The 22940-nt window shown below is 63.4% G+C and carries 40 protein-coding genes and 2 tRNA genes; 23 read left to right on the top strand and 19 right to left on the bottom strand.

All coding sequences use genetic code 11. From position 1 onward, the window contains the following. The first annotated feature begins 144 nt into the window (after positions 1–144). The 4 genes from FHT98_RS03370 (at position 145) to FHT98_RS03355 (ending at position 1289) form a co-directional block, all read left to right on the top strand. Positions 145–627, top strand: a complete 483-nt coding sequence (locus FHT98_RS03370; protein ID WP_185745064.1) for a DUF192 domain-containing protein — start codon at positions 145–147, stop codon at positions 625–627. 106 nt (positions 628–733) lie between these two features. Next, positions 734–810, top strand: a tRNA-Pro gene (locus FHT98_RS03365). Positions 811–875: 65 nt separating this feature from the next. After that, positions 876–1181 (top strand): ETC complex I subunit, encoded by a 306-nt coding sequence (locus FHT98_RS03360; RefSeq protein WP_061966904.1) that lies wholly within the window; start codon positions 876–878, stop codon positions 1179–1181. A gap of 31 nt (positions 1182–1212) precedes the next feature. Further along, positions 1213–1289 (top strand) — tRNA-Arg (locus tag FHT98_RS03355). A 60-nt stretch (positions 1290–1349) separates the two neighbouring features. On the opposite strand, the gene FHT98_RS03350 is transcribed toward FHT98_RS03355, so the two are convergent. The 13 genes from FHT98_RS03350 to FHT98_RS03300 form a co-directional block, all read right to left on the bottom strand. After that, positions 1350–2624, bottom strand: coding sequence for a hypothetical protein (locus FHT98_RS03350; protein ID WP_142112445.1), 1275 nt, complete (start codon positions 2622–2624; stop codon positions 1350–1352). Continuing rightward, on the bottom strand, positions 2624–2902 hold the full coding sequence (locus FHT98_RS03345) for a hypothetical protein (RefSeq protein ID WP_142112443.1): 279 nt from the start codon (positions 2900–2902) through the stop codon (positions 2624–2626). The genes FHT98_RS03350 and FHT98_RS03345 overlap by 1 nt, the downstream gene beginning before the upstream one ends. Positions 2903–3176: 274 nt before the next feature. Further along, complete coding sequence (locus tag FHT98_RS26125) at positions 3177–3332, bottom strand: hypothetical protein (RefSeq protein ID WP_185745063.1); 156 nt, start codon at positions 3330–3332, stop codon at positions 3177–3179. Next, positions 3325–3660 (bottom strand): HNH endonuclease signature motif containing protein, encoded by a 336-nt coding sequence (locus FHT98_RS26790; RefSeq protein WP_142112440.1) that lies wholly within the window; start codon positions 3658–3660, stop codon positions 3325–3327. The genes FHT98_RS26125 and FHT98_RS26790 overlap by 8 nt, the downstream gene beginning before the upstream one ends. A 157-nt stretch (positions 3661–3817) precedes the next feature. After that, complete coding sequence (locus FHT98_RS03335) at positions 3818–4321, bottom strand: hypothetical protein (protein ID WP_142112438.1); 504 nt, start codon at positions 4319–4321, stop codon at positions 3818–3820. Continuing rightward, positions 4321–5295: a phage recombination protein Bet gene (gene bet / locus FHT98_RS03330; protein WP_142112436.1), complete on the bottom strand. Its 975-nt coding sequence runs from the start codon at positions 5293–5295 to the stop codon at positions 4321–4323. Before bet ends, FHT98_RS03335 begins: the two co-directional genes overlap by 1 nt. A gap of 2 nt (positions 5296–5297) precedes the next feature. Further along, positions 5298–5813 (bottom strand): siphovirus Gp157 family protein, encoded by a 516-nt coding sequence (locus FHT98_RS03325; protein WP_185745062.1) that lies wholly within the window; start codon positions 5811–5813, stop codon positions 5298–5300. Continuing rightward, positions 5810–6070 (bottom strand): hypothetical protein, encoded by a 261-nt coding sequence (locus FHT98_RS26120; protein WP_185745061.1) that lies wholly within the window; start codon positions 6068–6070, stop codon positions 5810–5812. Before FHT98_RS26120 ends, FHT98_RS03325 begins: the two co-directional genes overlap by 4 nt. Next, a complete protein-coding gene (locus FHT98_RS03320; protein ID WP_142112432.1) occupies positions 6070–6309 on the bottom strand; it encodes a hypothetical protein in 240 nt (79 codons plus the stop codon). Before FHT98_RS03320 ends, FHT98_RS26120 begins: the two co-directional genes overlap by 1 nt. Further along, a complete protein-coding gene (locus tag FHT98_RS03315; protein WP_142112430.1) occupies positions 6309–6620 on the bottom strand; it encodes a hypothetical protein in 312 nt (103 codons plus the stop codon). The genes FHT98_RS03320 and FHT98_RS03315 overlap by 1 nt, the downstream gene beginning before the upstream one ends. Beyond that, positions 6620–6886 carry a hypothetical protein gene (locus FHT98_RS03310; RefSeq protein WP_142112428.1) on the bottom strand — a complete coding sequence of 89 codons (267 nt, stop codon included), beginning with the start codon at positions 6884–6886 and terminating at the stop codon, positions 6620–6622. Before FHT98_RS03310 ends, FHT98_RS03315 begins: the two co-directional genes overlap by 1 nt. After that, positions 6886–7332, bottom strand: coding sequence for a hypothetical protein (locus tag FHT98_RS03305; RefSeq protein ID WP_142112426.1), 447 nt, complete (start codon positions 7330–7332; stop codon positions 6886–6888). The genes FHT98_RS03310 and FHT98_RS03305 overlap by 1 nt, the downstream gene beginning before the upstream one ends. Positions 7333–7338: 6 nt before the next feature. Further along, on the bottom strand, positions 7339–7650 hold the full coding sequence (locus tag FHT98_RS03300) for a hypothetical protein (RefSeq protein WP_142112423.1): 312 nt from the start codon (positions 7648–7650) through the stop codon (positions 7339–7341). A 209-nt stretch (positions 7651–7859) separates the two neighbouring features. Here FHT98_RS03300 and FHT98_RS03295 point away from each other — a divergent pair, with 209 nt between their 5' ends. Next, the gene (locus tag FHT98_RS03295; protein WP_142112421.1) at positions 7860–8099 is read left to right on the top strand and encodes a hypothetical protein; all 240 of its coding nucleotides are present in this window, start codon (positions 7860–7862) and stop codon (positions 8097–8099) included. Between the two features lie 230 nt (positions 8100–8329). Here the strand turns inward: FHT98_RS03295 and FHT98_RS03290 are convergent, their stop codons facing one another. Beyond that, positions 8330–8626 carry a hypothetical protein gene (locus tag FHT98_RS03290; RefSeq protein ID WP_142112419.1) on the bottom strand — a complete coding sequence of 99 codons (297 nt, stop codon included), beginning with the start codon at positions 8624–8626 and terminating at the stop codon, positions 8330–8332. A gap of 38 nt (positions 8627–8664) precedes the next feature. Then, positions 8665–9477: an XRE family transcriptional regulator gene (locus FHT98_RS03285; protein WP_248309133.1), complete on the bottom strand. Its 813-nt coding sequence runs from the start codon at positions 9475–9477 to the stop codon at positions 8665–8667. On the opposite strand from FHT98_RS03285, the gene FHT98_RS03280 reads away from it, so the two are divergent. From FHT98_RS03280 to FHT98_RS03245, 8 genes are all read left to right on the top strand, one after another. Next, positions 9466–9672, top strand: a complete 207-nt coding sequence (locus FHT98_RS03280; RefSeq protein ID WP_142112417.1) for a transcriptional regulator — start codon at positions 9466–9468, stop codon at positions 9670–9672. The two genes, FHT98_RS03285 and FHT98_RS03280, sit on opposite strands and share 12 nt — an antisense overlap. Before the next feature lie 393 nt (positions 9673–10065). Then, positions 10066–10557, top strand: coding sequence for a hypothetical protein (locus FHT98_RS03275; RefSeq protein ID WP_142112415.1), 492 nt, complete (start codon positions 10066–10068; stop codon positions 10555–10557). After that, positions 10554–11243 (top strand): GapR family DNA-binding domain-containing protein, encoded by a 690-nt coding sequence (locus FHT98_RS03270; protein ID WP_142112413.1) that lies wholly within the window; start codon positions 10554–10556, stop codon positions 11241–11243. Before FHT98_RS03275 ends, FHT98_RS03270 begins: the two co-directional genes overlap by 4 nt. Beyond that, complete coding sequence (locus FHT98_RS03265) at positions 11240–11785, top strand: GcrA family cell cycle regulator (RefSeq protein ID WP_142112411.1); 546 nt, start codon at positions 11240–11242, stop codon at positions 11783–11785. The genes FHT98_RS03270 and FHT98_RS03265 overlap by 4 nt, the downstream gene beginning before the upstream one ends. Beyond that, on the top strand, positions 11782–12003 hold the full coding sequence (locus tag FHT98_RS03260) for a hypothetical protein (protein ID WP_142112409.1): 222 nt from the start codon (positions 11782–11784) through the stop codon (positions 12001–12003). Before FHT98_RS03265 ends, FHT98_RS03260 begins: the two co-directional genes overlap by 4 nt. Then, positions 12000–13397, top strand: a complete 1398-nt coding sequence (locus FHT98_RS03255; protein ID WP_142112407.1) for a helicase-related protein — start codon at positions 12000–12002, stop codon at positions 13395–13397. The genes FHT98_RS03260 and FHT98_RS03255 overlap by 4 nt, the downstream gene beginning before the upstream one ends. After that, positions 13394–14293, top strand: coding sequence for a DNA-methyltransferase (locus FHT98_RS03250; RefSeq protein ID WP_142112405.1), 900 nt, complete (start codon positions 13394–13396; stop codon positions 14291–14293). Before FHT98_RS03255 ends, FHT98_RS03250 begins: the two co-directional genes overlap by 4 nt. Further along, on the top strand, positions 14293–14520 hold the full coding sequence (locus FHT98_RS03245) for a hypothetical protein (RefSeq protein WP_142112403.1): 228 nt from the start codon (positions 14293–14295) through the stop codon (positions 14518–14520). The genes FHT98_RS03250 and FHT98_RS03245 overlap by 1 nt, the downstream gene beginning before the upstream one ends. 11 nt (positions 14521–14531) lie before the next feature. Here the strand turns inward: FHT98_RS03245 and FHT98_RS03240 are convergent, their stop codons facing one another. Next, positions 14532–15209 carry a hypothetical protein gene (locus FHT98_RS03240; protein ID WP_210244322.1) on the bottom strand — a complete coding sequence of 226 codons (678 nt, stop codon included), beginning with the start codon at positions 15207–15209 and terminating at the stop codon, positions 14532–14534. Between the two features lie 155 nt (positions 15210–15364). On the opposite strand from FHT98_RS03240, the gene FHT98_RS03235 reads away from it, so the two are divergent. The 7 genes from FHT98_RS03235 to FHT98_RS03205 all read left to right on the top strand — a co-directional run bounded on the left by FHT98_RS03235 (position 15365) and on the right by FHT98_RS03205 (position 19179). Continuing rightward, positions 15365–15787, top strand: coding sequence for an HNH endonuclease (locus FHT98_RS03235; protein ID WP_142112399.1), 423 nt, complete (start codon positions 15365–15367; stop codon positions 15785–15787). After that, on the top strand, positions 15784–16440 hold the full coding sequence (locus FHT98_RS03230; protein WP_142112397.1) for a hypothetical protein: 657 nt from the start codon (positions 15784–15786) through the stop codon (positions 16438–16440). Before FHT98_RS03235 ends, FHT98_RS03230 begins: the two co-directional genes overlap by 4 nt. After that, on the top strand, positions 16403–16957 hold the full coding sequence (locus FHT98_RS03225) for a hypothetical protein (RefSeq protein WP_142112395.1): 555 nt from the start codon (positions 16403–16405) through the stop codon (positions 16955–16957). Before FHT98_RS03230 ends, FHT98_RS03225 begins: the two co-directional genes overlap by 38 nt. Beyond that, positions 16954–17631: a transcription termination/antitermination protein NusG gene (gene nusG / locus FHT98_RS03220; RefSeq protein ID WP_142112393.1), complete on the top strand. Its 678-nt coding sequence runs from the start codon at positions 16954–16956 to the stop codon at positions 17629–17631. The genes FHT98_RS03225 and nusG overlap by 4 nt, the downstream gene beginning before the upstream one ends. An 83-nt stretch (positions 17632–17714) precedes the next feature. Then, on the top strand, positions 17715–18275 hold the full coding sequence (locus FHT98_RS03215) for a type 1 glutamine amidotransferase domain-containing protein (protein ID WP_142112391.1): 561 nt from the start codon (positions 17715–17717) through the stop codon (positions 18273–18275). Between the two features lie 291 nt (positions 18276–18566). Beyond that, on the top strand, positions 18567–18782 hold the full coding sequence (locus FHT98_RS03210) for a hypothetical protein (RefSeq protein ID WP_142112389.1): 216 nt from the start codon (positions 18567–18569) through the stop codon (positions 18780–18782). A gap of 151 nt (positions 18783–18933) precedes the next feature. Then, entirely contained in the window at positions 18934–19179 is a 246-nt protein-coding gene (locus tag FHT98_RS03205; RefSeq protein ID WP_142112387.1) for a hypothetical protein, read from the top strand. 3 nt (positions 19180–19182) lie between these two features. Here the strand turns inward: FHT98_RS03205 and FHT98_RS03200 are convergent, their stop codons facing one another. The 3 genes from FHT98_RS03200 to FHT98_RS26115 form a co-directional block, all read right to left on the bottom strand. Next, entirely contained in the window at positions 19183–19773 is a 591-nt protein-coding gene (locus FHT98_RS03200) for an acyloxyacyl hydrolase (RefSeq protein ID WP_142112385.1), read from the bottom strand. Positions 19774–19907: 134 nt separating this feature from the next. After that, a complete protein-coding gene (locus FHT98_RS03195) occupies positions 19908–20114 on the bottom strand; it encodes a hypothetical protein (protein ID WP_142112383.1) in 207 nt (68 codons plus the stop codon). A 79-nt stretch (positions 20115–20193) separates the two neighbouring features. Continuing rightward, positions 20194–20352 carry a hypothetical protein gene (locus FHT98_RS26115; RefSeq protein WP_185745059.1) on the bottom strand — a complete coding sequence of 53 codons (159 nt, stop codon included), beginning with the start codon at positions 20350–20352 and terminating at the stop codon, positions 20194–20196. 92 nt (positions 20353–20444) lie between these two features. Between FHT98_RS26115 and FHT98_RS03190 the strand changes: the two genes are divergently transcribed. Genes FHT98_RS03190 through terL form a run of 3 tightly spaced genes read left to right on the top strand, consistent with a single transcriptional unit; the run spans position 20445 to position 22940 of the window. Then, positions 20445–21068, top strand: a complete 624-nt coding sequence (locus FHT98_RS03190) for a putative metallopeptidase (protein ID WP_142112381.1) — start codon at positions 20445–20447, stop codon at positions 21066–21068. A gap of 26 nt (positions 21069–21094) precedes the next feature. Then, entirely contained in the window at positions 21095–21559 is a 465-nt protein-coding gene (locus tag FHT98_RS03185; protein ID WP_142112379.1) for a DUF2280 domain-containing protein, read from the top strand. Beyond that, positions 21546–22940 carry a phage terminase large subunit gene (gene terL, locus FHT98_RS03180; RefSeq protein WP_142112377.1) on the top strand — a complete coding sequence of 465 codons (1395 nt, stop codon included), beginning with the start codon at positions 21546–21548 and terminating at the stop codon, positions 22938–22940. The genes FHT98_RS03185 and terL overlap by 14 nt, the downstream gene beginning before the upstream one ends.

Below are 22940 nucleotides of genomic sequence, written 5' to 3'. Positions count from 1 at the left end.
CGTCAGGGGACGCCGCGTGGCATCCCGCATTCATATGATGACGAAAGGCTTGACCGAAAGGCGGCGAAGGCGGCCATCTGCCGAAGATTTGCCATCGGCCGCTTCTAGAGCATGCGGGCCATGGCCGCCACGGAGTCCAAAGCGATGCATGCCGTCAGAACCGCTCTCGCCGCCCTCGCGCTGGCGCTGATCGCACTGGCTCCTGCCGGATTGCAGGCGCAGGGCCAGCCGGCCGCGGCCGGAGCTGCGGGCCTCGAATCACTCGTCATCGTCAGCGGCGGCACGCGCCATGCCTTCCAGGTCGAGGTGATGCGCACGCCGGATCAACGGGCGAAGGGCCTGATGTTCCGCAATTACATGCCGACTGACCGCGGCATGCTGTTCGATTTCGCAGTGAGCGAGCCGGTGGCGATGTGGATGCAGAATACCTACATCTCGCTCGACATGCTGTTCATCCGGGCGGACGGCACGATCGCGCGCATCGCCGAGCGCACCGAGCCGCTCTCGACGCGGACGATTCCCTCGGGCGAGCCGGTGCTCTCCGTGTTGGAGATCAATGGCGGCGTCAGCAAGCAGCTCGGCATCAAGCCGGGCGACAAGGTCGAGCACGCCCTGTTCAAGCGCTGAGCCTCCCAGCGGCACGTCCCTGCACAAGCGGAGTGCCTTGCGGTTGGCTTTCGCTTGCGGGTTGCGCCTGTGGCATGATAGCGAACCGCAACGTTTCGAGTGCCGTCGGGGTATAGCGCAGCCCGGTAGCGCATCTGCTTTGGGAGCAGAGGGTCCCAGGTTCGAATCCTGGTGCCCCGACCACTGGAAACGTCATGCGGCAGCCCGATGTCGGGCTGCAGGGATTTTGGTGACGGCAGAGCGCTTTCATGACCGCACGCATCTATCGCCCGGCCCGCACGGCCATGCAGTCCGGCACGGCCAAGACCGAGCGCTGGCTGCTCGAATACGAGCCGGAGGCGCCGCGCCAGATCGAGCCTCTGATGGGCTGGACCTCGTCGTCGGACATGAAGAGCCAGCTCAAGCTCTGGTTCGACAGCGAGGCCGAAGCCGTCGCCTATGCCACGCGCAACGGCATCGCCTATCGCGTCGAGCAGCCGAACGAGGCCAAGCGCCGTTCACTGTCCTATTCCGATAATTTCAAATTCTCGCGCGTCGGTCAGTGGACGCATTGAAGCCGACAGGCGAGGGGACATCCTCGCTTTCGGGCCCGTAGCTCAGATGGATAGAGCAGCAGCCTTCTAAGCTGCTGGTCGCTGGTTCGAATCCAGCCGGGCTCGCCATTGTTTTTGTTCATGAATTCCTCTTTGTTCTCGGGGGCGTTCTGACACGTATACTGCTGGTCATTCTGACTTTTGACCGCTGTCCGTTCTCACGGCTCGGCGTTTCCGGGCGCCGTTGGCGACCTGCTTCATGGTCTTTTTGACATAGCGCGGGAGCACCTTTGCAGAGGTCTGCGCCGACTGAGCGAGGATCTCGCGATCAGTCATGTCGGCGTCGCCCGTCTCGGTCAGGCCGCCGTGTCGGAACGACGTGAACGTGATTGCCTCCGGCAGCCCGGCCGCCTTGGCGATCCGCTTCACCTCGTGGCGCATGTAGGTGAGGTCGCCCTTCTTTCCGGTCGGCCAGGGTAGCGGGCGCCCCTTCTTGTCGTCCTTCCAGTCGCGGACGAGCATCAGCCCGCCGATGCGCTCGCGCTTGATGGCGTCGAGCCGGGCCATGAGCTCGGGGAAGAGCGGCACGCGCTCGGTCTGCTCGGGATCGAAGAGCGGCCACCAAACCTCCTTGCCGGTCTTCGGGTGAACGATTCGAACATCGTCGGGCCGCTCTTTCGGCCGGTAGTGCGCCACCTCGAAGGAGCGGAAGATATGTTCCCCTCGCTGCAGCCACTCCCAGGGGATCATGGCTGCGGTGCCCAGCGATGAGCGCTTCTCCTTGTCCGCCTGTGCGACAAAGGCCTTCAACTGCTCGAAAGTCGCATCCGTATTCGGCGTGGAGGACTCGTTCAGGCCCATGCGGGAGAAGGGGTTGTCCTTCGGAACGATGCCTGGCTCCGCACGATAAGCGATGTTCCATGCGCGCCGGCAGGACTTCATTGCGGTATTGGTCGTGGTCTTCCGCTCCCGCGTGACCTCGTTCCCTTCGTCATCTGTCTCCGTGACGGTCAGGAGCGCCTCGAAGAGCGCATCCACCATCTTCGTAGTGATGTCGACGACGGGCTGCGTTCCGACCCGCGCGCCCTTGCGAGCACCCTTCGTCAGCACATAGTCGGCAACCATGCTGAAGCCGCGCTCGTGATTGCGCTTCTGGCCGTCGCTCAGATCCTTGTAGCTCTTGTGGTTCTTGTAGAGCGTGATCAGCCAGTCGAAGGACCCGACGGCGCCGCGAACCTCGGCAAGGTCGCTCATGCCGGCCGTGCGCCAGGAATCGAACTGAGGAAGGACAACGTCTTCGGCGTGATCCCACGCTGCGTCGCGCTCGGTGCCGAGAGGAACATCCTTCATCGGGCAGCCGCGCTCGCGGGCCCATGACGGCACCGTGAAGTACCAGGCCCAGCGGCGCTGGCCGCTCAGCCACTTCCGGTTCGTGTATCTGGGCTTCGTCCTGATCTTCATCATCACACCATGTCAGCCAGGTCTTCGGACACGGCGCGCTCGGCGGCGCCGGCATCGTACCGCCTGCCGATGAAGGCGAGGCAGTAGGATCGGGTCCAGACCGGCTCCTTCGCCTTACCCGTCCCGATCGACCCGCATGGTGGCGGAATCTCTCCGCGAACGACAGCCGTCGCGAGATCCTTGGTGTCCCTTCGATCGAAGAACGCAGCAGCCATGTCGGCGCGCATCATCTCCGGCCACGCGCCGTGAAGCGGGTATCGAGCCGGGAGAGCGCGCGCCATGGCTATGCCCTCCTCAGCGCGTTGCCCGAAGAGACCATGCGGTAGCCATCTTCGAAGACGAGGCCGACGGAGTTCATGGTTCCGCGTGCGAAGACACGGCAGCGCTGGCCTTTTCGGCCGCAGCGATCCCAGCGATAGAGATACAGCCGCGGCGGAGCTGCCGGCTCTCCACTGGGAGGAGGTTTGAGCGACACGCCGGCAGCCGCCGAAACCCTCAACGGGAAAGAGGGATAGGCGAAGCGAAGGTGCCCCGAGGTATTGGTTGCGGCATCCTTCATTTGGATGGCCCCGGAATGTCGCCATGCGGCTGCGCCTGCGGGTCGGCACCGTAGATGCGGCGATCAAGCGCGCGCCAGATCAGCCCGCCGACGATCAGCAGGAAGATGACGGCAGCGGCGATGTGGTCGTAGTCGGTCATCGTCTCACCCATTCGCCAGAGAGCTTCTGTTTCCACGGAGAGGCCTTGGAGCCGGGCAGGGGGCGAGCAGAGGGAGCTTTCGCGCCCATGTGCCGCGCCTCGCGCCGCTTGGCTTTGGCGATGTTCGGGAGGTCCAGGCGGCCGTGTGCGCTCGGTGGCACTTCCGATGCGCCGGCTTTCGGTTCTCGTCGTCGTCGGCGCCGCCGAGTTCAAGAGGCGTGTCGTGCGAAACCTCCCATGCCTCGCCGGCCTGCACCTTGCCGCCGCACAGGTGGCAGATGCCGCCGTGCAGGGTGAAGATGCGGAGCCGATCGCGGGTCGAGAGCGAGCGCCGAGTCATCGGGCGTCACCCCGGCCAATGATCCAACAGACGGCGCCACCGGTCGTGAACCACCAGCGTTCGGCCGCAAGGGCATAGTCTTCAGGCCGGAACCATTGGACGCTCTCGTATAGGAGCACTGCGACCGCTGACGCCGTGCAGAACGCAATGTAGCGCTTCACGCCGCAGCCCTTCCGAGCTCGACCGGGTCCGTCCCGATCATCGCGGCGAGCAGTTCGAGGACGGCCGTTTTGCTGTCCTGGAACCGTTGCTTGCCCATCGCCTTCATGGACTGGCTCTCGGCCGTGTAGACGGTGACGACGCTGTCGCGGACGGTGACGACCGCATAGCTGTCCATCGGCTTCACGAAGACGGCGATGCGCTGGGCCTCGGCCTTGCTGGCGGCGACGATGTTCCGGTGCTCGGCATAGCCGGCGCGGATCAGGCACCACCTGCGAAGATGCTCGCTCGTTTCAAACTGCTCGACGAGGTTCTCGGGCAGGTTCTGCCAAGCCTCGGTCACCGACGCGAAGAAATGGGCGTGCGACTTCGCCGAGCGCTGCTCGATAGCTTCGAGGTTGTAGACCTCGCCGACCGTGAACTCGGCATCGCATCGCTTGGCGAAGGAGCGCAGCGGCTCCATCACCTCGCCGGTCCAGCGGAAGGGAAGAGGGGCGTTCATCACGCCACCTGCTCGGCGCCGCGCATGGCGCCTTCGATCAGCTTCTTCACTTCCAGAGCATCGCTCGGCGAGCGAGCCCAGAAGTCGCGGAGGCTGTGGCGGTTGCGGCTTTCGAATAGCCCAATCGCCGAAACCTCTTCGCGGTGGCGCTCGACGAACTCGGCCACGCGGTCGGCAATCTTGCCGAGTGGTACGGGCTCTAGAGACCCAGTCGGATCGAACTGGAAGAGGATGGTCTCGCCTTGGCCGATCGCGGCGAGTCGCTTCTCGGTCGCGCCCGCCTCGGCCGCCTCCCATGCGGTCATGTCGGCCGCGCGGCTGCGATCAACCTCCTCGGCAGCGTAGACGTTGCTGAAATCGTCAGGCCACGCCTTGCGCAACGCCAGCGCCTCGGCGACCTTCGCCAGCATGACGCGGGGCATCTTCCCCCACTGGCCGGACGTGTCGAGCGACAGGGTGCGGGTCGCCCCCGGCGCCGGCTTCGTGATGAATTTGGGGTTGCCATCCGGCCAGGTGCCGTTTTCGACCTGAACAGTCTCGGTCCAGCCTTCCTTGAGCGGGGCATACTCCTCCCAATAGGCTGAGGCCGTCACCTTGTGCCAGGCGCCGTGCGAGTGCTTGAAGACGCGGACCGTGGCCTTGATGATGCCGGCGGGGTTCGCCTGCCCCTTGGCTGCCGCGTCGATCTCGAATGACGGCTCGTCCTCGTCCGGCCGATAGTTGCCGGTGCGCTCCGCAATCGTGCGGAAGCCGTCGATGCCGGTGATGATCGACATCCGGCGCTTCTTCGCGTCGTTCTTGTTGTAGACGAACGCATAGATCTGCCGGCGGAGCGGATCGAGCCGCAGGTGCCGGGCGGTATGGACGAACAGCTCGAATTCGTCCTGGTTGGTGTCCGCGGCCACTGTCTTGCGGATCAGCGCGAGCTGCGCGTTGCTGAAATCGGGCGTGCGAAGGGGAACGACAGCGTTCATCGTCACTTCCTCAAAATGCGGATGGTGGAACCGCCGTTCGACAGCGTGGCGCCCTTGACCTCGCGGCCCTCGCGGAGTGCAGCGGAGAGCGCGGTCTGATCCAGCTTCGGCGGCTGCGGCTTGAAGAACTCGGCCGGGATATCGGCCTCTTCCGTGACGATCGCCTTCGGCTTCACGGCCGAGAGCGTGACGGTGCCGACGTCGAGCTCCATCGTCTTGCGCCCGGCGATCTCCAGCGCCGTGCAGATCAGGGACCGCTTGAGCTTGGCCCGGTTGGCCAGCCGCTCGCGGCGGGCGGAGAGGTCTTCGCCATAGGCTTTCAGGCCTTCCGCCAGCGCCTCATCCATGCCGACGTCGCCGAGCAGCTGCCGGACTATTCCCTCGAAATCCAACTCGCCTTCTAGCGTGTCGCGGATGAACTCCTCGTCGCCCTGGGCAAGGTCGGCAATCTGCTCGCGGAGCACCTTGGCGGCTTCCAGCTCGCGCTGAACCTTCGCGACGTCGCTATGCGCATTCATGACGCGATCCTTTCGGGGAGAGAGCGGCCCTGCTCCTTCGCGAGCTGGGCGTTGACGAGGTTGCGAAGCTGGCCGCGCAACGGCTCGACCTTCCGGTGGCGCCGGGCGTGCTCGGCGATCTTTGCCTGCAGGCTCACAATCTCCGGATTGGCGGCGGCGATACGACGGGCGAGGGCGGTTGCAGCCTTCGCGGCACGGCGGCGCTCGCGCCAAGCGGCGAAAGTTGCGAGGATGTGGCGGGCTGTGGAGCGGGTCATTAGAATGGAATCCCGTCATCGTCCTCGCGAGATGGCGCGTAGCAACGAGCGCCAAGCGCCTCGACGAGCACGTCTCGCTTGCGGACACGGTGCGTGGCCTCCAGCACGAAGAACGTGATGCTGGGGTGAAGTCGGGCCAGACGCTCGGCTTCGTTCAGGGCACTGTCTTCGCTCTTGTGGCGGACAGTCGGAGCGCTCTGATGCAGTCCGTAGACCATCCAGAAGGTGCAGCGATCCATCAGATGATGCTCCCCCAGCCGGTGAGGTACGATCCGCCGACGACGATCATGAGCGCGGCCGCAAGGCTGCCGATGCCGTCGATGATGCGGGCGACCGGAATGCGGCCGTCATCCACCGTGCGGGTTTCGAGGACGATGCAGAACGCCTGATGAGGCTCGTGGTGGAGCTTGGTCAGAGCCTCGGCGGAGTACCGGGCGCGGCCCTCGTCCAGATACTGGCCGAGGCACGGAACGCGGCCGGCCTCGACCGCATAGGCGACCTTAAGAGCGATCTCGCGGGAGCGGGCAGGAATGTGGAGCACGCGCGTCATCAGTCCCTCCAATCGTCGTAGTCGGGCTCGTCGTCTTCGTGGTTTTCAGCGAGCCAGAGGCACATGCGCTCGTCTTCGGCCTGCGTCAGAGTGACGGGCCCGGCCTCGTTGAACGCCTTGACGATCTCGATCTCGGGCGGCTCGCCGGGGTGGCCGGCGTAGGTCATCGAGCCCATGTGAGCCGAACAACCGCCGCTGGCGGTGTATTCGATAGTGACCGGGCTTTCGTCGTCACGATCGAAATCTTGGAAGTGGGTGCGGGGCATCACGCGGCCTCCGCGTTCGCGCCGATCGTCGAGACGATCGAGAACGGGCCGCCGGCAGCGAGGCGGGTTGCCTCAGCGCACGCCAGCGAGCCGATGCGGTCGATCTGCGGCTGATGGAAGCCGGCGCCGCGCAGTGCCGCATCCGAGCACTCGCCCTGATCTCCGGTGATCTCGATGATCGCGAGTGCCATCTTGCGGATGGTGTTCTTGTCCGCGAGGGCCTTGGCGTTGTCCCACTCGGCGCGCAGTTTCGCGATAGCCTCTTCGAAACCCTCGCCTTTGGCGGAGATGTGATGGCCACCGGTGAGGTCGCCGGGATAGAACGAAGCCATCACCGCCGAGCCGTCTCGGCTGCCAGAGATGGCGATGCTCACGCTGATGTAGGCATTCTTGGAGCCCTCGGCCTGGATTTCGGCGAGCGCGGCTTTGATCTCGACAGGCGTCATGTCGGCTTACTCCGCAGCGGTGAGGTAACGGGTGATGTCGTCCGATGCCGCGATGCCGGCGAGCGAACGGTCCAGCGAGGCGAGGCACTTCGCGAAGGTGTTCTCGCGGTCCTCGCGCTGGATGCGGCCAATCTCGGACTGGCAGTGCTGGGCGCGCTCGAAGGAGCCGATGCCGGGGCCTTCGAGCGGCGTGATCTCATAGCCCGCCGAACGATCCGGCCCGAGCGCTTCGAAGATGCCGTCAGCAATGCGGCGGGCCGCCATCTGCAACCGCCTGATGGTCGCGTCGGCTGGGATTTCTGCGATGGAAGGCGACATGGCGTCTCTCCGTTGATGGAGAGTTTAATAACTTGCGTTTTGGCTGTTGTCAATAACCTATGTTTTTAAAAACACACTGACAGGACGTGTCAGGAAGTTCCGATTCGCCTCTCGACTCCTTTTGAAGTGCATGCCCATGATGAGAACGTAAGCAGAACAAAGAGGCTGCTACGACAGGGCAACGCAACCAGAGTTCGGAGTATCAGGCCATGCCGGAAGGCGTCGGAATTCGCGCGAGCTTCAAGCTCCACTACCGCTGCACTAACTGCCAACGGAACGTGTTCAAGCGCCTCGATGTCCCAGACGTGGATGATGCGCCCTATGACGTGGAAGAGCTGCTCGACAGCGCCTTCCTGCAGAACGTCCGCTACACCTGCGACGGCTGCGACAGTTTCATCGGCCGCCTGATCGCCGTCACGGTCTGGAAGTGCGAGGAGATCGCGGCATGAGGGACTGGTGCAAGGGGTTGCCCGAGGCGACCGAATTCAGCCTGTTCCCGCCGGCCGGGCAGGTTCGAGCCTGGACCGCCGACAAGGAGCGCACCTGAGGCCATCCCCAAGAAGGGCGATCCTGCCCAGATGGATTTCTTCCAGTAGGGCGGGGCTAGATATTGAACTCGGCCACCAGTCGCCAAACGATGGCGATAATTTCCACCGTCACGCTATCTTGGTAATGGTGATCACGGCTCATCTTCCAGATCAATAAGCCAGTTCCCGGTCCGGCCCGCCTCGATCCATGGGCCCTCAAGCGTGCTATCGCTTGTGCGGATCAGTCTGGCTTCGTCTGCGGGGTTCCCAACATGGAGGACTTCGTAGGTCTTGCCGTCCTGCGATGTGCCTTTCCAGAGGTGCCTGTCGCCAAGGTGGGTATAGCTAACCACCAACTCGGCGTCGCCAACTCGCACTTGGCAGGGGTGGTTGTCTGTCCTGTCGCTGCCGAGATTCCAATCCATTGTGGAATGCAGATACGATTTCATGGGCATGTGCCTTCGCTCGAAAATGGTGGCGCTCGCGCTTATAAATTGAACTCTGCCACCAGGCGCCGGACGATGGCGATGATCTCTACGGTAACGCCGTCGTCTGCCAGGCTGTCGCGCTTTATGATGATCGGCTTATGCCGCGGGTTCGTAGACCGGGGGTGAAACTCCATCCGGTCCTCGTAGATCTCGAGTTGCTTCACTGACCATTCGCGCTCGTGGCCGCCGTGCCGGGTGCGCTGGACCACGACGATCATGCCGTCGCGCAGCGGGAAGCGGTCAGCGATGTCCTCGTAGGCGAGGGCGGATAGGCGGTCGCCGTCCTGAATCGGCCGCGGCTTCAGCGCGTTCATGCTGTCGCCTTCGACCTCGAACCCGAGATGCCGAGCGTGCGGGAATCGCGGATCACGGGTGTCGAGGAATTCCTCGGGCTCTTCCCAGTCGCCGAGATCCTCGATCGAGATGAATTCGCCGGCCTTAGCCTTGCCGGCGATCTTCACCGGGACCAGCTCGCCCAGATCTACGGCCGATACCGTAGATTGCGCTGGTGCTGCTCCGCGTCCGACGGTCGCCGAGATCAGATCGAGCGGCATCCCGAGGATCGAAAGTACCTCCGGTAGATACTTGCTCTTGAGGGTCTTTCCGCTCTCGATCTTGTCGATCGACACCTGCGAGATGCCGATCCGTTTGCCGAGGTCGGCTTGCGAGAGGTTCATCTCTTCCCGTCGAGCGCGGATTTTCTGGCCAAGCGTCATGAGTGGAAAATAACCGGAGTTATCGCGCGCGTCTCTAAAACTGTAGTTCTTGACAAGTAAGAACCTAGGTTTTAGAAAGGCGGCATGAACGCTCATGACCTCCTCGTCCGCGCAATCGCGCTTGCTGGCTCGGAAGCGAAGCTTGCCGAGCGTGTCGGGTGCTCGCAGGTCGCGATCAACAAAGCCAAGAGGGTCGGGCGGGTCTCTGCGGAGATGGCCGTCAAGATTGAGGCCGCCGTAGGCATCCCCCGCCAGCAGCTCCGCCCCGACCTTTGGCCGGAGGCGGCATGACCTCCTCACTCGACATGACAATCTGTCGACGCTGCGGGGAGCCTATGGCTGCGGTCGTCAGCGGCGGGGCGCTTCCGCGCTACCTCTGCCGGCTTTGCGGGGACCTGGGTTTTGCGGCGGTGCTTCCGTCGGTTGGGCCGGCGCCGGCTGGCGATGTCACGCAGTTTATCACCGGCACGATCGAACAGGTCGGGTTGAACCTCGACGTTGTCGTTTGCCGCAGCACGATCCAGCCGGGCGGCGAGCCTCTGCATAACCCGCCGCCCGGCCGACCCGATCAACTCCCACTCCACCGAACGCAACTCCTGCAACGCCACTGTGCGTGAGCAGTCGCAGGAACTGGCGCGCTCGGCACCGTGAAAAATCTCCGTCCTCTCACCCTCGGGGCGAGCAATGTCCGACCACGACGAATGGCACTACCACATCAAAATAGCCTTCCAGCAGCTGGTGAAAGCCGTTGGCATAGGCTCGCTCGAGGCTGCCGGGGCTATCAGCGGCGTCGCCCCTCAGACGATCCACAAATACTGCACGATATCCCCGGATACCGACGGTTTGCCGCCGCTTCGCGTCGTGATGGCGCTGGAAGCGGCGTGCGGACGACCGATCGTAACCGCCGTCATGGCCCGGCGCACCGGTCATCAGCTGATCGACACCGGAGAGGCCGCTGCTCAGCAGTGCATGACTGAGGCCCACGCCAAGCTCTCGCGTGTCCATGGCGAGCTACAGAGCGCCTACCTCGTCGCCCAGGCTGACGGCTCGCTCTCTGCGAACGAGATCAAGCAGGTCACGGGCCTTTATTCGCAGATCGCCACCATCCTCCAGGACATCCAAGGAGCTGCCGCGAGCCGACTGCACGTCATCGAAGGCGGCAGGAGGGCATCATGAGCGACGGGCTTCTCGTCCAGACCATGCAGCGGATCATGTCAGTCCTCGACGACATCGACGAGCGCAAGGCTGACATCAAGGAAATCTACGCCGAGGCGCAGTCGCAGGGCTACGACAAGGCCGCGATCGGCGTTGCCATCCGTGAAATTCGCGGCCGCGCGAAGGCCGACACGCCGAAGGCGCAAGAACGCGCCTCGATCGTCGAGCTTTACGTCTCCGCGTTCGACAACGCCCCTCGCACGTACGTGCATGTGCCCGCACGCGAGGCGGCCCCTCGTCAGAGCCCATCCGAGGGAGAAGTCGGAAGCGCCGTGAGAACCGGCGCACCAGTTTCGCAGATCGCCACCCCTGAAAGTCTCCCCGCAGCGCAGAACGAAGCGGCGGCCGGTTCAAGGCCGGAACAAGGAGCGGATGAACGCGCGTCGGGGGATGGCGTCGTCATTGCCGCGCAATCCGCTCAATTCGTCACGCCGGCCGGCGAGGGGGAGGGCGCTGCACCGCCCGTCGATCCCTCGCCGGCGGCGGAGGAACCGATCAACGGCCTTGCTGCCGCCAATGCCATTGCCGCCAGCGTCGTGCAGCCAGCCGCCCCCAAGGCCGAGCGCGGCGAGATCGACATCGAGATCCCCGCATTTCTGCGCCGAACCGGCGGCGGCAACCATCCCTCATTCGGAGAGCAGGCATGAACTTCCATCCCGGCTCCATCACCGGCCGTCGGGCTACGGCAGTCGGCATCGTTCGAGGGCCTCAGTTGGCGCCGACGCTCTCACCGCAGATGCGCGACGGCGTCATCGCGGCCTTCAATGATGGTCGGACCTATTCGGAAATCGCCGAAGAGTTCAGCGTTGCCCGCAATGTCATCGCCGGGACCATCTTCCGCGCCAGGAAGCGGGGCGAGGTCCAGCGCGAGAAGCTTCCGACACGTGCGCGCAGGGTATCCGCAGCGGCGGTTCGCAAAGAGCCTCCGAAGCAGGACGAGTTCGCGCCGGTCATCGACTATACGCCCCGCCGCGTCAGCTTCTTCGACCTGAAGGCTGAGGACTGCCGTTGGCCGCTGTGGAAGTCTGATGTCCTGATCTCGGAAAAGCAGTTCTGCGGCCGCCCCGCGAAGATCGGCCAGTCATACTGCACGCATTGCCTTGCGCTGAGCGTCGCGCCGCACCGATCCGATAGTTTCGACAAGCAGCACGGCGTCTTCAAGTTCACCAAGCGGGGGAGCCGCCGGTGAGCGCTGTTCCGAAGCTCTACACGTCCCATTGGGCACAATCCCTCGCCAATCCGCCGCTGGCCGCCGTCCTTTGCGCCAGCGAGGCGGCGAGGGCGCTGGAGCTATTCCGCCGCCACCTCGACAACGTCCAGATCGCCAGCCGCATAGGCTGCACGCCGGCAGCTGCGGCCAACGGCATCGCTCGCGCTCGCGATGAAGAGCGGAGGGCCGTCGCGTGAGCCTCGCGAGCTACCACGACATCATATCGGCTTCGCGCGGCGCATTCGTCCCAGTCGGCTTCGTTGGCGACTTCGATCTGCCGCCGTCGCTTTTCCCGCATCAGCGCGCCGCGGTTGAATTTGCCCTGCGCGCGGGATCGTCCGCGATGTTTCTCGATACTGGCCTCGGCAAGACGCGCGCCGCGCTTGCTTGGGGGCAGGAAGTCGTCACCCGCACCAATCGTCCGGTCCTGATGCTCGCCCCGCTTGGCGTCACTCGCCAGCATAAGGCGGAGGCGGATGAAATCGGGATCGATGCCGTCGTCTCACGTGACGGTGGCCTTCAGTCGCCTCGGATCGTCATCACCAATTATGAGCGCTTGCATCTTTTCGATGCGGCCGAGTTCGCCGGCATCATCCTGGACGAAAGCTCGATCCTCAAGAGCTTCTCAGGCCAGACGACGAAGCGGCTGATCGAGGTTTTCAAGCGCACACCCTACCGGCTCGCCTGCACCGCCACCCCCGCACCGAATGATCATGCCGAGCTCGGGACACACGCCGATTTTCTCGGCGTCATGACCCGCGATCAGATGCTTATGCGCTGGTTCATCCATGACAGCATGGATACCGGCACATGGCGCCTGAAAGGCCATGCAGTGCGGCCGTTCTGGGACTGGGTTGCGTCGTGGTCGCGATGCGTCTCTCGGCCGTCCGATCTGGGGTTCTCGGATTACGGCTTCGAGATGCCCGACCTTCGCATGCATCGCCATCTGGTCGCCGCTGACCGCTTGGCAGGCCGTGGCGAAGAAAAGGACGGCCAGGCCCATCTGTTCCGTATGCCGGACATGTCGGCGACCTCCGTCCACACGGAGAAGCGCCTGACCTGCCAGGCTCGCGCCGAGATGGTGGCCAGCATCGTCGCCGCCGAGCCGAATGAGCCGGTCACCGTCTGGGTCGAGACCGACTACGACGCCGACGCCATCATGGCCGCGATCCCTGAGGCAGTGGAAGTTCGGGGCTCAATGACGCCGGATCAGAAGGAAGATCGGCTCACGGCCTTCACGACCGGCGCCATCCGCGTGCTGGTGACGAAGGCGAGCATCGCCGGGTTCGGACTCAACTGGCAGCACTGCGCTCGCACCGTCTTCGCCGGCATGAGCTTCTCCTACGAGGCATTCTATCAGGCAGTCCGGCGTCATTGGCGCTTTCGCCAGACGAGGCCTGTCGATTGCCATGTCGTGTTCGCCGATACCGAGGCCGCGATCTGGGATGTCGTTTCCCGCAAAGCCGGCGATCACGAGGCCATGAAGCGTGAGATGGCGCAGGCCATGGCCCGCGCGCACCGCGCCGACGTCCGCCTCCATTCCTATCAACCGCAGAAGCTGGCCTCGCTGCCGGCATGGGTGAGCGCATGACCGAGGTTCTCGACCAGACGATCAGCGATCGGTTCGCGGCCTATCACGCTGACACCGTGGAATTCACCGCGGCGATGCCTGCCGACAGCATCGGCCTGTCAGTCTATTCGCCCCCGTTCTCGCAGCTCTACGTCTACAGCGAGAGCGAGCGCGACATGGGCAACGTCACGGATCACGACGAATTCGCGGAGCGCTATCGCTTCCTCGTCCGCGATCTGCTCCGCGCGACCAAGCCGGGCCGGGTCAGCGCCGTCCATTGCTCCGATCTGCCGTTGAGCAAATCCCGAGACGGCGTGATCGGCCTGTTCGACCTGCCGGCCTTGATCCGCCAGGTGCACGAGAAAGAGGGCTGGACCTATCACTCCCGCGTTACGATCTGGAAATGCCCGGTCGTGGAGATGACGCGGACCAAGGCTCACGGCCTGCTCTACAAGACCCTGCGCACAGATGGCAGCCGCGTCCGCGTAGGCATGCCCGACTATCTCCTCGTCTTCCGCAAAGAGAGCGAGGGCAAGACCCCGGAGCCCGTCCATCACGATCCCGGCGTCTATCCGGTTTCCTGGTGGCAGGAGGCTGCTTCGCCTGTCTGGATGACCGTCGACCAGACCAACGTCCTGAACGTCGCCGTTGCTCGCGATGACAAGGACGAGCGCCATCTGTGCCCGCTGCAACTCGACGTGATCGAGCGGGCCGTCCACCTGTGGAGCAACCGCGACGATCTCGTCTACTCGCCGTTCATGGGCATCGGGTCGGAAGGCTTCGTCGCTATCAAGCACGGACGTCGCTTCGTCGGGACCGAGCTCAAGGAAGCCTACTTCCGGCAGGCCGTCCGCAACCTGACGTTGGCCGAAGACACCGGCACTGCCGGCGACCTCGTCTCGATGATGGTGGCGTGATGGCCGCGACCAGAAAGCCCCAGGCGGAGTCGCCGCCGATCCGCGACCCGATCATAGGCCGCCGCGTCCGCGTCCTCCGCGGCCCCTGCGCTGGCAAGCAAGGCAAGGCCGTCAACGCCTTCCGCCAGCGCATAGCCACGCCTGACCGCATCATGATCGAGATCGACGGCGCAATGCCCGGCTGGCTTGTCTCGATTCCGCCTGAGGATGTCGAGGTGCTGCCGTGAAACTAGCGGTATCAATCGGTCATAGTTGGCGGCGCGTTCGGAATACCGGGAAGGACGTCGTTCGGCTCTCTCCGCCTTTCATTTCGGCGCTTGGCCTTCTCGACAGCCCGTTCGAAACCGGGGCCGCTGAGCCTCAGTTCCGAAGTGGGGTAAAGGCCAACTTTCGGAGCAAAAACGGATATCAGGCCTTCCAGCTCCAGAAACAGCAAAGCTGCAGTCTGTTCCTTGTCCCATGCGTAATCGTCGGGCTGTTGATCGTGGTCTGCGTTCAGCCAGCCGATCTCCTCATCAATTCCGTCGGCGGCAAGGAACAGGAGCAGAGCTTCATCGGCAGGGATTTCGCCGATATTTTTGGGGTCCTTGTTGAACGAAAGCGTCGGAATACGGGTGCCATTGTCAAAGGGTGTGCCAAACGCGCTCGCATCGGAGTAGGCATCGGCCATGCGATCCCGGCAGAGCCGCAGTTCGCTCACTATATGCAAGTAGTTCATCCGCAGGACGCGATTGGTCTCAGTTCGCGTCTGGTGCTTCATCGCAGCTACGGTCCAAGCCGCGCCGCATATCGCCACGATTGCTGCGACGAAGGTTTGATATCTGTTGAACCAGAACTCGAAGCAAGCGCCCCGTATTGGGCGTTTCAAGACCAAGTCTTTTGCCTCAACGGTGCAGAAGGTGTCGCGCATTGCCATCCAGAAGCCCCACGTGGCAACGAAGGCAACGGCAAGCAGACAGCTAGTCTGAACCCATCCGGGCAGGCGCTTGAAATGCATATGCGGACGCTGCCGCTGGGTCGCGTCGCGCGCAAGCCGGCGGCTCTGCGCCTCCACAGCTTTGCGAGGGCAGCATGAGCCTCGCTACCGCCACCGAAAGCGATGCTGTCGATCTCTTGATGTCCTCAATCATCTGCGGGGCGCAGTTCGATGCGGCCCTCGGCTGCATGATGTCGTTTTTGGAGCAGGAAGGCCTGGTTGGTGCCCGTGCGGCCTCAGGACGGTTGAAGCCGTACAGCCCTCGCCACGATCCGGCGGGTTGGACACCGCGGCTACCGGAAAAGGAATGGCTGCCGCTGACAGGGCAAATATACCGCCGCGATGGGTATCTCTGCGCCTACTGCAAGACTGTCGATGGCCAATTTGAGATCGATCACATTGTCCCTGTGACGCGCGGCGGGAGTAACGACCCCGACAACCTCTGCGTCGCCTGCAAGCCCTGTAATTCGAGCAAGGGCGACCGCCTGCTGTCGGAATGGCACGGGAGATACAAATGACCCCCGACATGATCGACGCCATGATTGCGGCGGGCCTCACACGCGAGCAGATGGCTGCGCTCATCAAGCATGAACTCGCCAAGGCGGAAGAGAAGAAAGCGGCGAAAAGAGCCGGAAATGCTGAGCGCCAGCGGCGGTTCAAGGCGAAGAATAACGCCGGTAACGCGTTACCGGCGTTTTCCGGCGTTACCGACGTTACCAGCGACGGCGCCCCCCCGATAAAAGAAACGTCCCCCGCACCCCCTAAAGAAAACTACCCCCTATCCTCAGAACCTTCGGTTCCTCGGTGTGAGAGCGCGCGGCGCAACGTCTGGCCTGAGGACTTCGCCAAGCAGGTCTGGGACCTCTTCCCCCGGAAGACCGAGAAGCAGGCTGGCATGACGGCTCTCGCTGACCTGCACCGCCGTGACCGGCTGTCCTGGTCGGAACTCATCGAGGGCATCCGCAGCCTGTCCGAGGCCATCGAGGATCCGAAGTTCGCGCCAGCCCTGCACCGCTGGCTGAAGCGGGAGCGCTGGCAGGATCAACACCCCGCCGCCCGGCCGCCGCCCATGCCGACCCGCAACAACCGTTCCCTGATCGACGGCCTGGATGAAATCGAAAGGAGGTTCTCCGATGTCCCAGCACCAAGTTACCCCCGCCTCGCGGGCTGAGGCGACCACCGCTCTCCGGGCTCTGTTTGAGGCGTTCCCAGCCGATCGCGCCAACGGCATCGGCGGTGCGGCTACCTACCTGATGGCGGTTGAGGGCTATTCCCTCACCGCGATCCAGAAGGCCGTCTATCGCCTGATCCGCGGGGAATTCGAATGGTTCAACGGCAAGTTCCTGCCGACGACAGCTGAGCTTTCCCGAGCCTGCCGGTATTGCGAAGACCTCATCGCTCCGCCGAAAGCCTTGGCTCTGCCGGCACCCGGCGACGTCATCGACGATAGCCCCGAAGCAATCGCCCGCCGCCAGCAGCACGCCGAGAACTGCCGCCGCAACCGCTTCGACTGGAAGCAGATCGCCGACGGCAAGCAGCCGCTCGAAGTCGACCCGGTCAATCCGATCGACGACTACCTGGGCTGGGAGGCCCGCGAGAAAACCCGCCTCGGAGATGAGAGCAAGTCCGGCAAGTTCCGCCTCTCCGGCGAAGCCCTAGGAAAAATGATGAAACAGGATGCCGCATGAGCAAGCGAAACCGCAGGCAGGACAAGGCGAAGAAGGCGACGGTGAAGGCCGCGGCCAAGCCGCCGGGCCCGAAGGAGCGGCGCGAGGTCATCACGCTCAACCCCGCGCCGGTCGATCTCGACCTCCGGCCGAAAACGGCTTGGTTCCTCGTCTACACCGGGCCCCGCTGCGAGGCGCGCGCTGTGGTAGGGCTGGAGGAGGCTGGCTGCCAAACGTTCTGGCCCAGCAGTCATAAGGTCGTCACGATCGGCGCTCGAACGACGTTCGATGGCGATGTCGGCACCTTCACCCGGTATCTGTTCGCATCTGGGCCGTTGCTGACGGGGCAGGGCGATCCCCAGCGCTTCATCGTCAAGGGGAAGCCGCTCAGTAGCGTCTTCGACATCGACGGGGTCCAAGACATCGCCAGCAACAGCCGCGGCTGGCTTCGCGTTCCCAACGCCGCGATCAAGTCGATCGCCGATTATCAGAATCAGGTGGAAGCCGAGAAGCCTGCCAAGTCCAAAGCCAAGTTCCAGGCCGGGGACGAAGCCACCATTCTGGACGGCCCATTCATGGGCTTTATGGCCGAGATCGTCGAAGCCATCGGCCTGCACAGCGCCAAGGTCATCATCCGATCGTTCGGAAACAAGATGCCGGCGACCATGAGTGTTTCAGCTCTGCGTGCTGCCTAAGTCCAGCGTTCATTTGGTCGCAGGAACGCTTCGGGCCCTATTCTGTTGGTCTGGCGAGACCCACCAACAACAGGAGAGTTCCTATGAGTGCCATTAGCGGCAAGAACATCCTTATTCTCGCGACCCACGGCTTCGAGCAGTCCGAGCTGGAGGTCCCGCAGGCCAAGCTGAAGGAGGCCGGCGCAACAGTCCACGTCGCTTCGCCGGAGAGCGGCGAGATCAGGGGCTGGGACAAGAAGGAATGGGGCAGGGCGGTCAAGGTCGATAAGGCGATCGAAGCGGTCGACCCGTCGTCCTACGACGCGATCGTGTTGCCAGGAGGCCAGATGAACCCCGATACGCTGCGCGGCAACGACAAGGCTCTATCGCTGATCAAGACATTCTTCGATCAGGGCAAGGTCGTCGCGGCCGTCTGCCACGGTCCATGGCTCCTGATCAACACAGGGATCGCCAAGGGGCGCAAGGTCACGTCCTGGCCGACGCTCAAGCAAGATCTCCTCAACGCCGGCGCCAATTGGCAGGACGCTGAGGTGGTTACGGACGAAGGTGTCGTCACCTCTCGAAAGCCAGACGATCTCCCAGCGTTCGTCGCCAAGATCATAGAAGAGGTGGGAGAAGGACGGCACGATCGAAAAGGGGCCTAGCCCGCTCATCGGGGGCGCTTGACAAGCAAGCCGTGAACAGCGAAAATTCGATTCACGGTTTGTTCGGCGCGCGTGCTCGCCTTGTCCCTATTGACTGGCTGATGCTCCCCGAACCCCGCGTCGCCTCGACAGCGGCTCTAGCGAAGCTTTGCCCGGCGACTGCGGATGTACCAGCGCCTAGGGTAACAGGAGGCCGGCCGTGAGGTCGGGCTTTTTGTTGCGCGCGTCACCCTGCCGCTATCTTGCACCAAGCTCCCAGCCTATGGTCCCGGCTCATTATAGGAGCCTGCCATGAGCGATGACGGATATAAGGTGATTTCGGTCGAGGACGACCCGAAATTGCTGCAAGAAGCCCTCGACCAAGCCAGCGAGGACGAGGGTGTGGTGGTCAGCGTGCTCTGGCAGCCCTCACGGGAAGTGACGGTCGGCGGGGTAACCAAGCAAGCCAGTTCCGGCTACACGATCATCGTCGATTTTGGGCTGGAGCAGCCCGATTCACACCACTAGCGGCAGCACGACTGCCAAGGGAAGCCCGCCGGTTCGACCTGCGCGCGTTCCTACGCTGACAACCAAGCCCGGCCACGAAGGCCGGGCTTTCTCGTACCCGAGGAACAACGAGATCAGGCCGTGGTTGCGATTGCATTCGGAGGAATGCGCCATGGCCAAGGAACAACCTGAATCCCTCGCGACCTTCGCCGCGACTGCCAGGAACGACGGAAAGAAGCCGAAGGACATCGGCCTTGAGGCGACCCCTGAAACGAAGGGGCTGCCAACCGATCCCAAGAAGAAAGCCGATGCCGCGACAAAGGTGCTGCGGGAAGGCGTCCTTCACAAGGATCAGGGAGCCGATGAGGCGGTTGACGCCCTGCCTGACCGCACGCGGGACGTCAAACCACCGAGATAATTCTCAGAACGTGTAGCCGACACGCACGCCGTAGTTCGTCAGGCCCTGATTGGCATGGCACAGATTGGCGTTCGAGATGTGCTCGACGGTCGCCATGATTGACCAATTCTCGCTGAAGCGGTAGCCGACCGAGCCGGTGCCTCGGATCAGGGGAGAGCAGCCTAGGCTCAGGCGATCGGGCACCCGGAAGCGGCCAGTTTCGCCAGTGTGGAAGCCGGCTCCGACGCTGCCCTCGATGAACACTTTCGACGTGATGTCGTAGGTCCAAGTGAACCCGGCGTAGAACTGGCTGGTATCGCCGGCCGTGTTGATCGTGGTCCCAAGATGCAGGCGCGGCACGAGAAACGCCATCAGCGGGTCCGCCGGCATGAGCGGCTTGGAGAACAGGATCTCGCCGTTGATGTCGATGGAGCCGTCTTCACGAGTTCCGAGCGCATGGGCAAACACGCCACCCCGGATCTCGGAGATCAGGGAGCGCGCCACCACTGGCGGAGCGTAGGCTAGCGGGTTGGCAAGATCAGCGGCGTCTGCATCGAATGCGAAGCCAGCAGAGAAGCATAGGCACAAAGCGAGACAGGTCAGCACACGGCTCATTGGCAGCGTTCCCAGCGAATCCCCCGTGCAAAGCTTATCGACGGTAGTTCGTTAGGAAATTGCTAACCATAATTCGCTCACCCGAATTCGCGGTTTTGTTGCAAAGGCGCCGCACCGCCTCAGGCTCACCGGTATCAGGCTTTGGGTTTTGGGAGAGCCGCGGCTACATAAGCATCGGACGCCACAAGAGCAGCTTCGACCATCGGTCTGACAAAGGCCCGTAGGTCACGGCGCCATTCCTCGCTCGACTGCTCCCAGGTGTACTGACGCTTCTCGCGGGTGGTCTCGTGAAACGCCTTCGCGGCGGCCTCGACGGCAATATCGGTTCTAGTTTCGGTCATCGGACTCGACCCAATTCAACCTCAGCCAAATTTGCCACGAAGTGCCGGGTCCGGGGAAGCCGAGTTAAAAGCTCGAGGCCTACTGTGCGCGGCGCTTTGGTCTCGAAAGAAGCCCCGCCGCGATGGCCAGTTCGATATCAATTTCGGCGATGTCTTCGCTGGTGAGCTTCAGGTCCCGGCGCAGTCTGCGCTGGTTCTCGATGTCTTCCACGGCGTCGTCGACAGCAGCAGCAGGCATATCGGAAGGCGAACGCTTCCGGCTTTTAGGCGTAGGCATTCGTCGGATACGCCCGGCACCAGCGCTCGGATGCAGAGATTTGGACGTCTTTCATGATCAAGCGCCCACGTCCGCCTGAAGCCTTGTTCGACATAGAGCAGGGCGATCAGTTCATCGCAGCGCCGGATATCGTCGAATGGGCTCGCGCCACCTTCATCGAGGACGGCGCCTCGCTCCACAACGCGGAGCACGGCCATCTGCATGACGCGCTCATCAGTGCGCTCTGGACCAACGTCGCCAACCGGAAGAACGGTCGGGTCATCGTTGGTCAGTGCGAGCTCGGTGACCCGATGGCTCTTGGGCGATGGGCAAAGGCCAAGGCTAGGCTTCAGGTCGAGCAATGGTTCGGGAGCATCCCGGATTTCATCCTGACGTTCGACGCGGCCTATGCCGACCAGTGCAGCGACATCGAATGGTGCGCCCTGGTCGAGCACGAGTTGCTTCATGCCGCCCAAGACCGGGACGCGTTCGGAGCGCCGAAGTTCAGCGCAGCAACCGGGCAACCTGTATGGGCGATGCGCGGTCACGACGTCCAGGAGTTCACCAGCATTGTTCGCCGCTATGGTGCGGACGCTGCTCATGTCCGCGAGTTTGTCGCGGCTGCCTGCGAAGCCCCCGAGATTGGGGCAGCGAGCGTCGCTCATGCATGCGGAGTGTGCCTATCCCGCGCCGCGTAGCTTCTTGATGGGTTCTTGATAACGCGATGGCGAAAGGGAAGCTCACGAACGAGCAACAAACGCTTGTTGTCCAGTGTCTCGCCTGCTTCGACGCGCCCTCCGTTGTGGCTGCCACGCTCAAGAAGGAGCACGGCATCGCGGTAAGCGTTCAGGCGATCGAGACGTACGACCCCAACAAGCACGCCGGCCGCAACCTATCTCAACGTTGGCGAGCACTGTTCGAAGAGACCCGCAAGACCTTCCTCGAAGACACCGCTACGATCGCGATCAGCCATCGCGCCGTTCGCCTCCGCGCGCTGCAGCGCATGTCCGAGAAGGCCGAGACGCAGGGCAACATGGTCCTCGCGGCCAGCCTCTTGGAACAAGCGGCCAAGGAAGTCGGCGACAGCTTCACCAATCGGCGTGAGCTGACAGGGAAGGGTGGAAAGGATTTGCCGGTGCCAGTTTCGCCGGTGACGATATTCCAGTTGCCCGACAATGGCAGGAGTTGAGGCGGGCGCGGTAGCCCAAACGGTCATTAGGCCTCAGCCTGGACCGCAGACAACCTTTCTCAGTTCGCCGGCCGACATCGCCATCTACGGCGGAGCGGCGGGTGGCGGGAAGACGTGGGCGCTCCTGATGGAGCCGCTGCGTCATGTCAGCAATTCGGATTTCGGCGCCGTCTTCTTCCGCCGGAACCTGACGCAGGTCAGGAACGAGGGCGGTCTGTGGGACGAGAGCGAGAAGCTCTATCCCCATCTCAATGCGGCGCCGCGGTCGGCGCCCGATCTGAGTTGGACGTTTCCGTCAGGGGCTGGCGTCGCCTTCGCCCACCTCGAACACGACAAGACGATCTACAACTGGCAGGGATCACAGATCCCGCTGATCTGCTTCGACGAGCTGACGCATTTCAGCGCCAAGCAGTTCTGGTACATGCTCAGCCGCAACCGCTCGATGTGCGGGGTTCGGCCTTATGTTCGAGCGACCTGCAATCCCGATGCGGATAGCTGGGTCGCGGAATTCATCTCGTGGTGGATCGATCCGGAAACCGGATTTGCCATCGCCGATCGTGCCGGCGTCCTTCGCTGGTTCATCCGCATCGGCGACACGATCATCTGGGCGAACAGCCCTGAGGAACTGGCGCACCACACCAACCCGCTGACCGGCGAGCCGATCCCGCCGAAGTCGGTCACGTTCATTCCCGCTAAGCTGAGCGACAACGCTCTGCTGATGGCGGCAGATCCCGGCTACCTCGCCAACCTCATGGCGCAGCCGACGGTCGAGCGCGAGCGGCTCCTCGGCGGAAACTGGAAGATCCGCCCCGCGGCGGGCCTGCTGTTCAAGCGGGGCTGGTGCGAGGTCGTCGACATCGTACCGGCCAAGGTCGTGCGCTGGATGCGCGGCTGGGATTTGGCCGGCACTCCGAAGATCGAAGGCAATGACCCCGACGCGACGGCTGGAACCAAGATCGGCATTCTGAGTGATGGCCGCTACATCGTCGGGCATCATACCAGCGACTGGCTTTCGCCCTCCGGCGTCGAAACGCTGATCAAGAATACGGCGAGCGACGATGGCCGCGAGGCACATATCTCGCTGCCCCAAGACCCCGGCCAGGCCGGCAAGTCTCAGGTGCAAAACCTGACGAAGATGCTCAGCGGGTATGTCGTGCGGTCATCGCCAGAGTCCGGCGACAAGGTCACCCGGTTCAGCCCGTTTTCAGCCCAGGCCGAGGCCGGGAACGTCCTGGTCCTCCGCGGATCATGGAATGAGAAATGGTTCTCCGCCTTGGAGGCATTCCCCGAGGCCGCGCATGACGACGACGCGGACAGCACCAGCAGGGCATTCAACGCGCTGCTCGACCGCTCGCGCTTCACGCTGGCGAATGTGAGTTGA

Source organism: Allobosea sp. AK1 (assembly GCF_006714945.1).
Taxonomy (GTDB): Bacteria; Pseudomonadota; Alphaproteobacteria; order Rhizobiales; family Beijerinckiaceae; genus Allobosea; species Allobosea robiniae.
Note: the sequence above shows the minus strand (reverse complement) of the source record. Positions and strands in the feature narration are given on the sequence as shown.

Bases quoted from the DNA above. Each gene is read 5' to 3' on its own strand.
- FHT98_RS03370 (WP_185745064.1), top strand. From the start codon at position 145: ATGCATGCCGTCAGAACCGCTCTCGCCGCCCTCGCGCTGGCGCTGATC.
- FHT98_RS03360 (WP_061966904.1), top strand. From the start codon at position 876: ATGACCGCACGCATCTATCGCCCGGCCCGCACGGCCATGCAGTCCGGC.
- FHT98_RS03350 (WP_142112445.1), bottom strand. From the start codon at position 2,624: ATGATGAAGATCAGGACGAAGCCCAGATACACGAACCGGAAGTGGCTG.
- FHT98_RS03345 (WP_142112443.1), bottom strand. From the start codon at position 2,902: ATGGCGCGCGCTCTCCCGGCTCGATACCCGCTTCACGGCGCGTGGCCG.
- FHT98_RS26125 (WP_185745063.1), bottom strand. From the start codon at position 3,332: ATGGGTGAGACGATGACCGACTACGACCACATCGCCGCTGCCGTCATC.
- FHT98_RS26790 (WP_142112440.1), bottom strand. From the start codon at position 3,660: ATGACTCGGCGCTCGCTCTCGACCCGCGATCGGCTCCGCATCTTCACC.
- FHT98_RS03335 (WP_142112438.1), bottom strand. From the start codon at position 4,321: ATGAACGCCCCTCTTCCCTTCCGCTGGACCGGCGAGGTGATGGAGCCG.
- bet (WP_142112436.1), bottom strand. From the start codon at position 5,295: ATGAACGCTGTCGTTCCCCTTCGCACGCCCGATTTCAGCAACGCGCAG.
- FHT98_RS03325 (WP_185745062.1), bottom strand. From the start codon at position 5,813: ATGAATGCGCATAGCGACGTCGCGAAGGTTCAGCGCGAGCTGGAAGCC.
- FHT98_RS26120 (WP_185745061.1), bottom strand. From the start codon at position 6,070: ATGACCCGCTCCACAGCCCGCCACATCCTCGCAACTTTCGCCGCTTGG.
- FHT98_RS03320 (WP_142112432.1), bottom strand. From the start codon at position 6,309: ATGGATCGCTGCACCTTCTGGATGGTCTACGGACTGCATCAGAGCGCT.
- FHT98_RS03315 (WP_142112430.1), bottom strand. From the start codon at position 6,620: ATGACGCGCGTGCTCCACATTCCTGCCCGCTCCCGCGAGATCGCTCTT.
- FHT98_RS03310 (WP_142112428.1), bottom strand. From the start codon at position 6,886: ATGCCCCGCACCCACTTCCAAGATTTCGATCGTGACGACGAAAGCCCG.
- FHT98_RS03305 (WP_142112426.1), bottom strand. From the start codon at position 7,332: ATGACGCCTGTCGAGATCAAAGCCGCGCTCGCCGAAATCCAGGCCGAG.
- FHT98_RS03300 (WP_142112423.1), bottom strand. From the start codon at position 7,650: ATGTCGCCTTCCATCGCAGAAATCCCAGCCGACGCGACCATCAGGCGG.
- FHT98_RS03295 (WP_142112421.1), top strand. From the start codon at position 7,860: ATGCCGGAAGGCGTCGGAATTCGCGCGAGCTTCAAGCTCCACTACCGC.
- FHT98_RS03290 (WP_142112419.1), bottom strand. From the start codon at position 8,626: ATGAAATCGTATCTGCATTCCACAATGGATTGGAATCTCGGCAGCGAC.
- FHT98_RS03280 (WP_142112417.1), top strand. From the start codon at position 9,466: ATGAACGCTCATGACCTCCTCGTCCGCGCAATCGCGCTTGCTGGCTCG.
- FHT98_RS03285 (WP_248309133.1), bottom strand. From the start codon at position 9,477: ATGAGCGTTCATGCCGCCTTTCTAAAACCTAGGTTCTTACTTGTCAAG.
- FHT98_RS03275 (WP_142112415.1), top strand. From the start codon at position 10,066: ATGTCCGACCACGACGAATGGCACTACCACATCAAAATAGCCTTCCAG.
- FHT98_RS03270 (WP_142112413.1), top strand. From the start codon at position 10,554: ATGAGCGACGGGCTTCTCGTCCAGACCATGCAGCGGATCATGTCAGTC.
- FHT98_RS03265 (WP_142112411.1), top strand. From the start codon at position 11,240: ATGAACTTCCATCCCGGCTCCATCACCGGCCGTCGGGCTACGGCAGTC.
- FHT98_RS03250 (WP_142112405.1), top strand. From the start codon at position 13,394: ATGACCGAGGTTCTCGACCAGACGATCAGCGATCGGTTCGCGGCCTAT.
- FHT98_RS03245 (WP_142112403.1), top strand. From the start codon at position 14,293: ATGGCCGCGACCAGAAAGCCCCAGGCGGAGTCGCCGCCGATCCGCGAC.
- FHT98_RS03240 (WP_210244322.1), bottom strand. From the start codon at position 15,209: ATGGCAATGCGCGACACCTTCTGCACCGTTGAGGCAAAAGACTTGGTC.
- FHT98_RS03235 (WP_142112399.1), top strand. From the start codon at position 15,365: ATGAGCCTCGCTACCGCCACCGAAAGCGATGCTGTCGATCTCTTGATG.
- FHT98_RS03230 (WP_142112397.1), top strand. From the start codon at position 15,784: ATGACCCCCGACATGATCGACGCCATGATTGCGGCGGGCCTCACACGC.
- FHT98_RS03225 (WP_142112395.1), top strand. From the start codon at position 16,403: ATGTCCCAGCACCAAGTTACCCCCGCCTCGCGGGCTGAGGCGACCACC.
- nusG (WP_142112393.1), top strand. From the start codon at position 16,954: ATGAGCAAGCGAAACCGCAGGCAGGACAAGGCGAAGAAGGCGACGGTG.
- FHT98_RS03215 (WP_142112391.1), top strand. From the start codon at position 17,715: ATGAGTGCCATTAGCGGCAAGAACATCCTTATTCTCGCGACCCACGGC.
- FHT98_RS03210 (WP_142112389.1), top strand. From the start codon at position 18,567: ATGAGCGATGACGGATATAAGGTGATTTCGGTCGAGGACGACCCGAAA.
- FHT98_RS03205 (WP_142112387.1), top strand. From the start codon at position 18,934: ATGGCCAAGGAACAACCTGAATCCCTCGCGACCTTCGCCGCGACTGCC.
- FHT98_RS03200 (WP_142112385.1), bottom strand. From the start codon at position 19,773: ATGAGCCGTGTGCTGACCTGTCTCGCTTTGTGCCTATGCTTCTCTGCT.
- FHT98_RS03195 (WP_142112383.1), bottom strand. From the start codon at position 20,114: ATGACCGAAACTAGAACCGATATTGCCGTCGAGGCCGCCGCGAAGGCG.
- FHT98_RS26115 (WP_185745059.1), bottom strand. From the start codon at position 20,352: ATGCCTGCTGCTGCTGTCGACGACGCCGTGGAAGACATCGAGAACCAG.
- FHT98_RS03190 (WP_142112381.1), top strand. From the start codon at position 20,445: ATGATCAAGCGCCCACGTCCGCCTGAAGCCTTGTTCGACATAGAGCAG.
- FHT98_RS03185 (WP_142112379.1), top strand. From the start codon at position 21,095: ATGGCGAAAGGGAAGCTCACGAACGAGCAACAAACGCTTGTTGTCCAG.
- terL (WP_142112377.1), top strand. From the start codon at position 21,546: ATGGCAGGAGTTGAGGCGGGCGCGGTAGCCCAAACGGTCATTAGGCCT.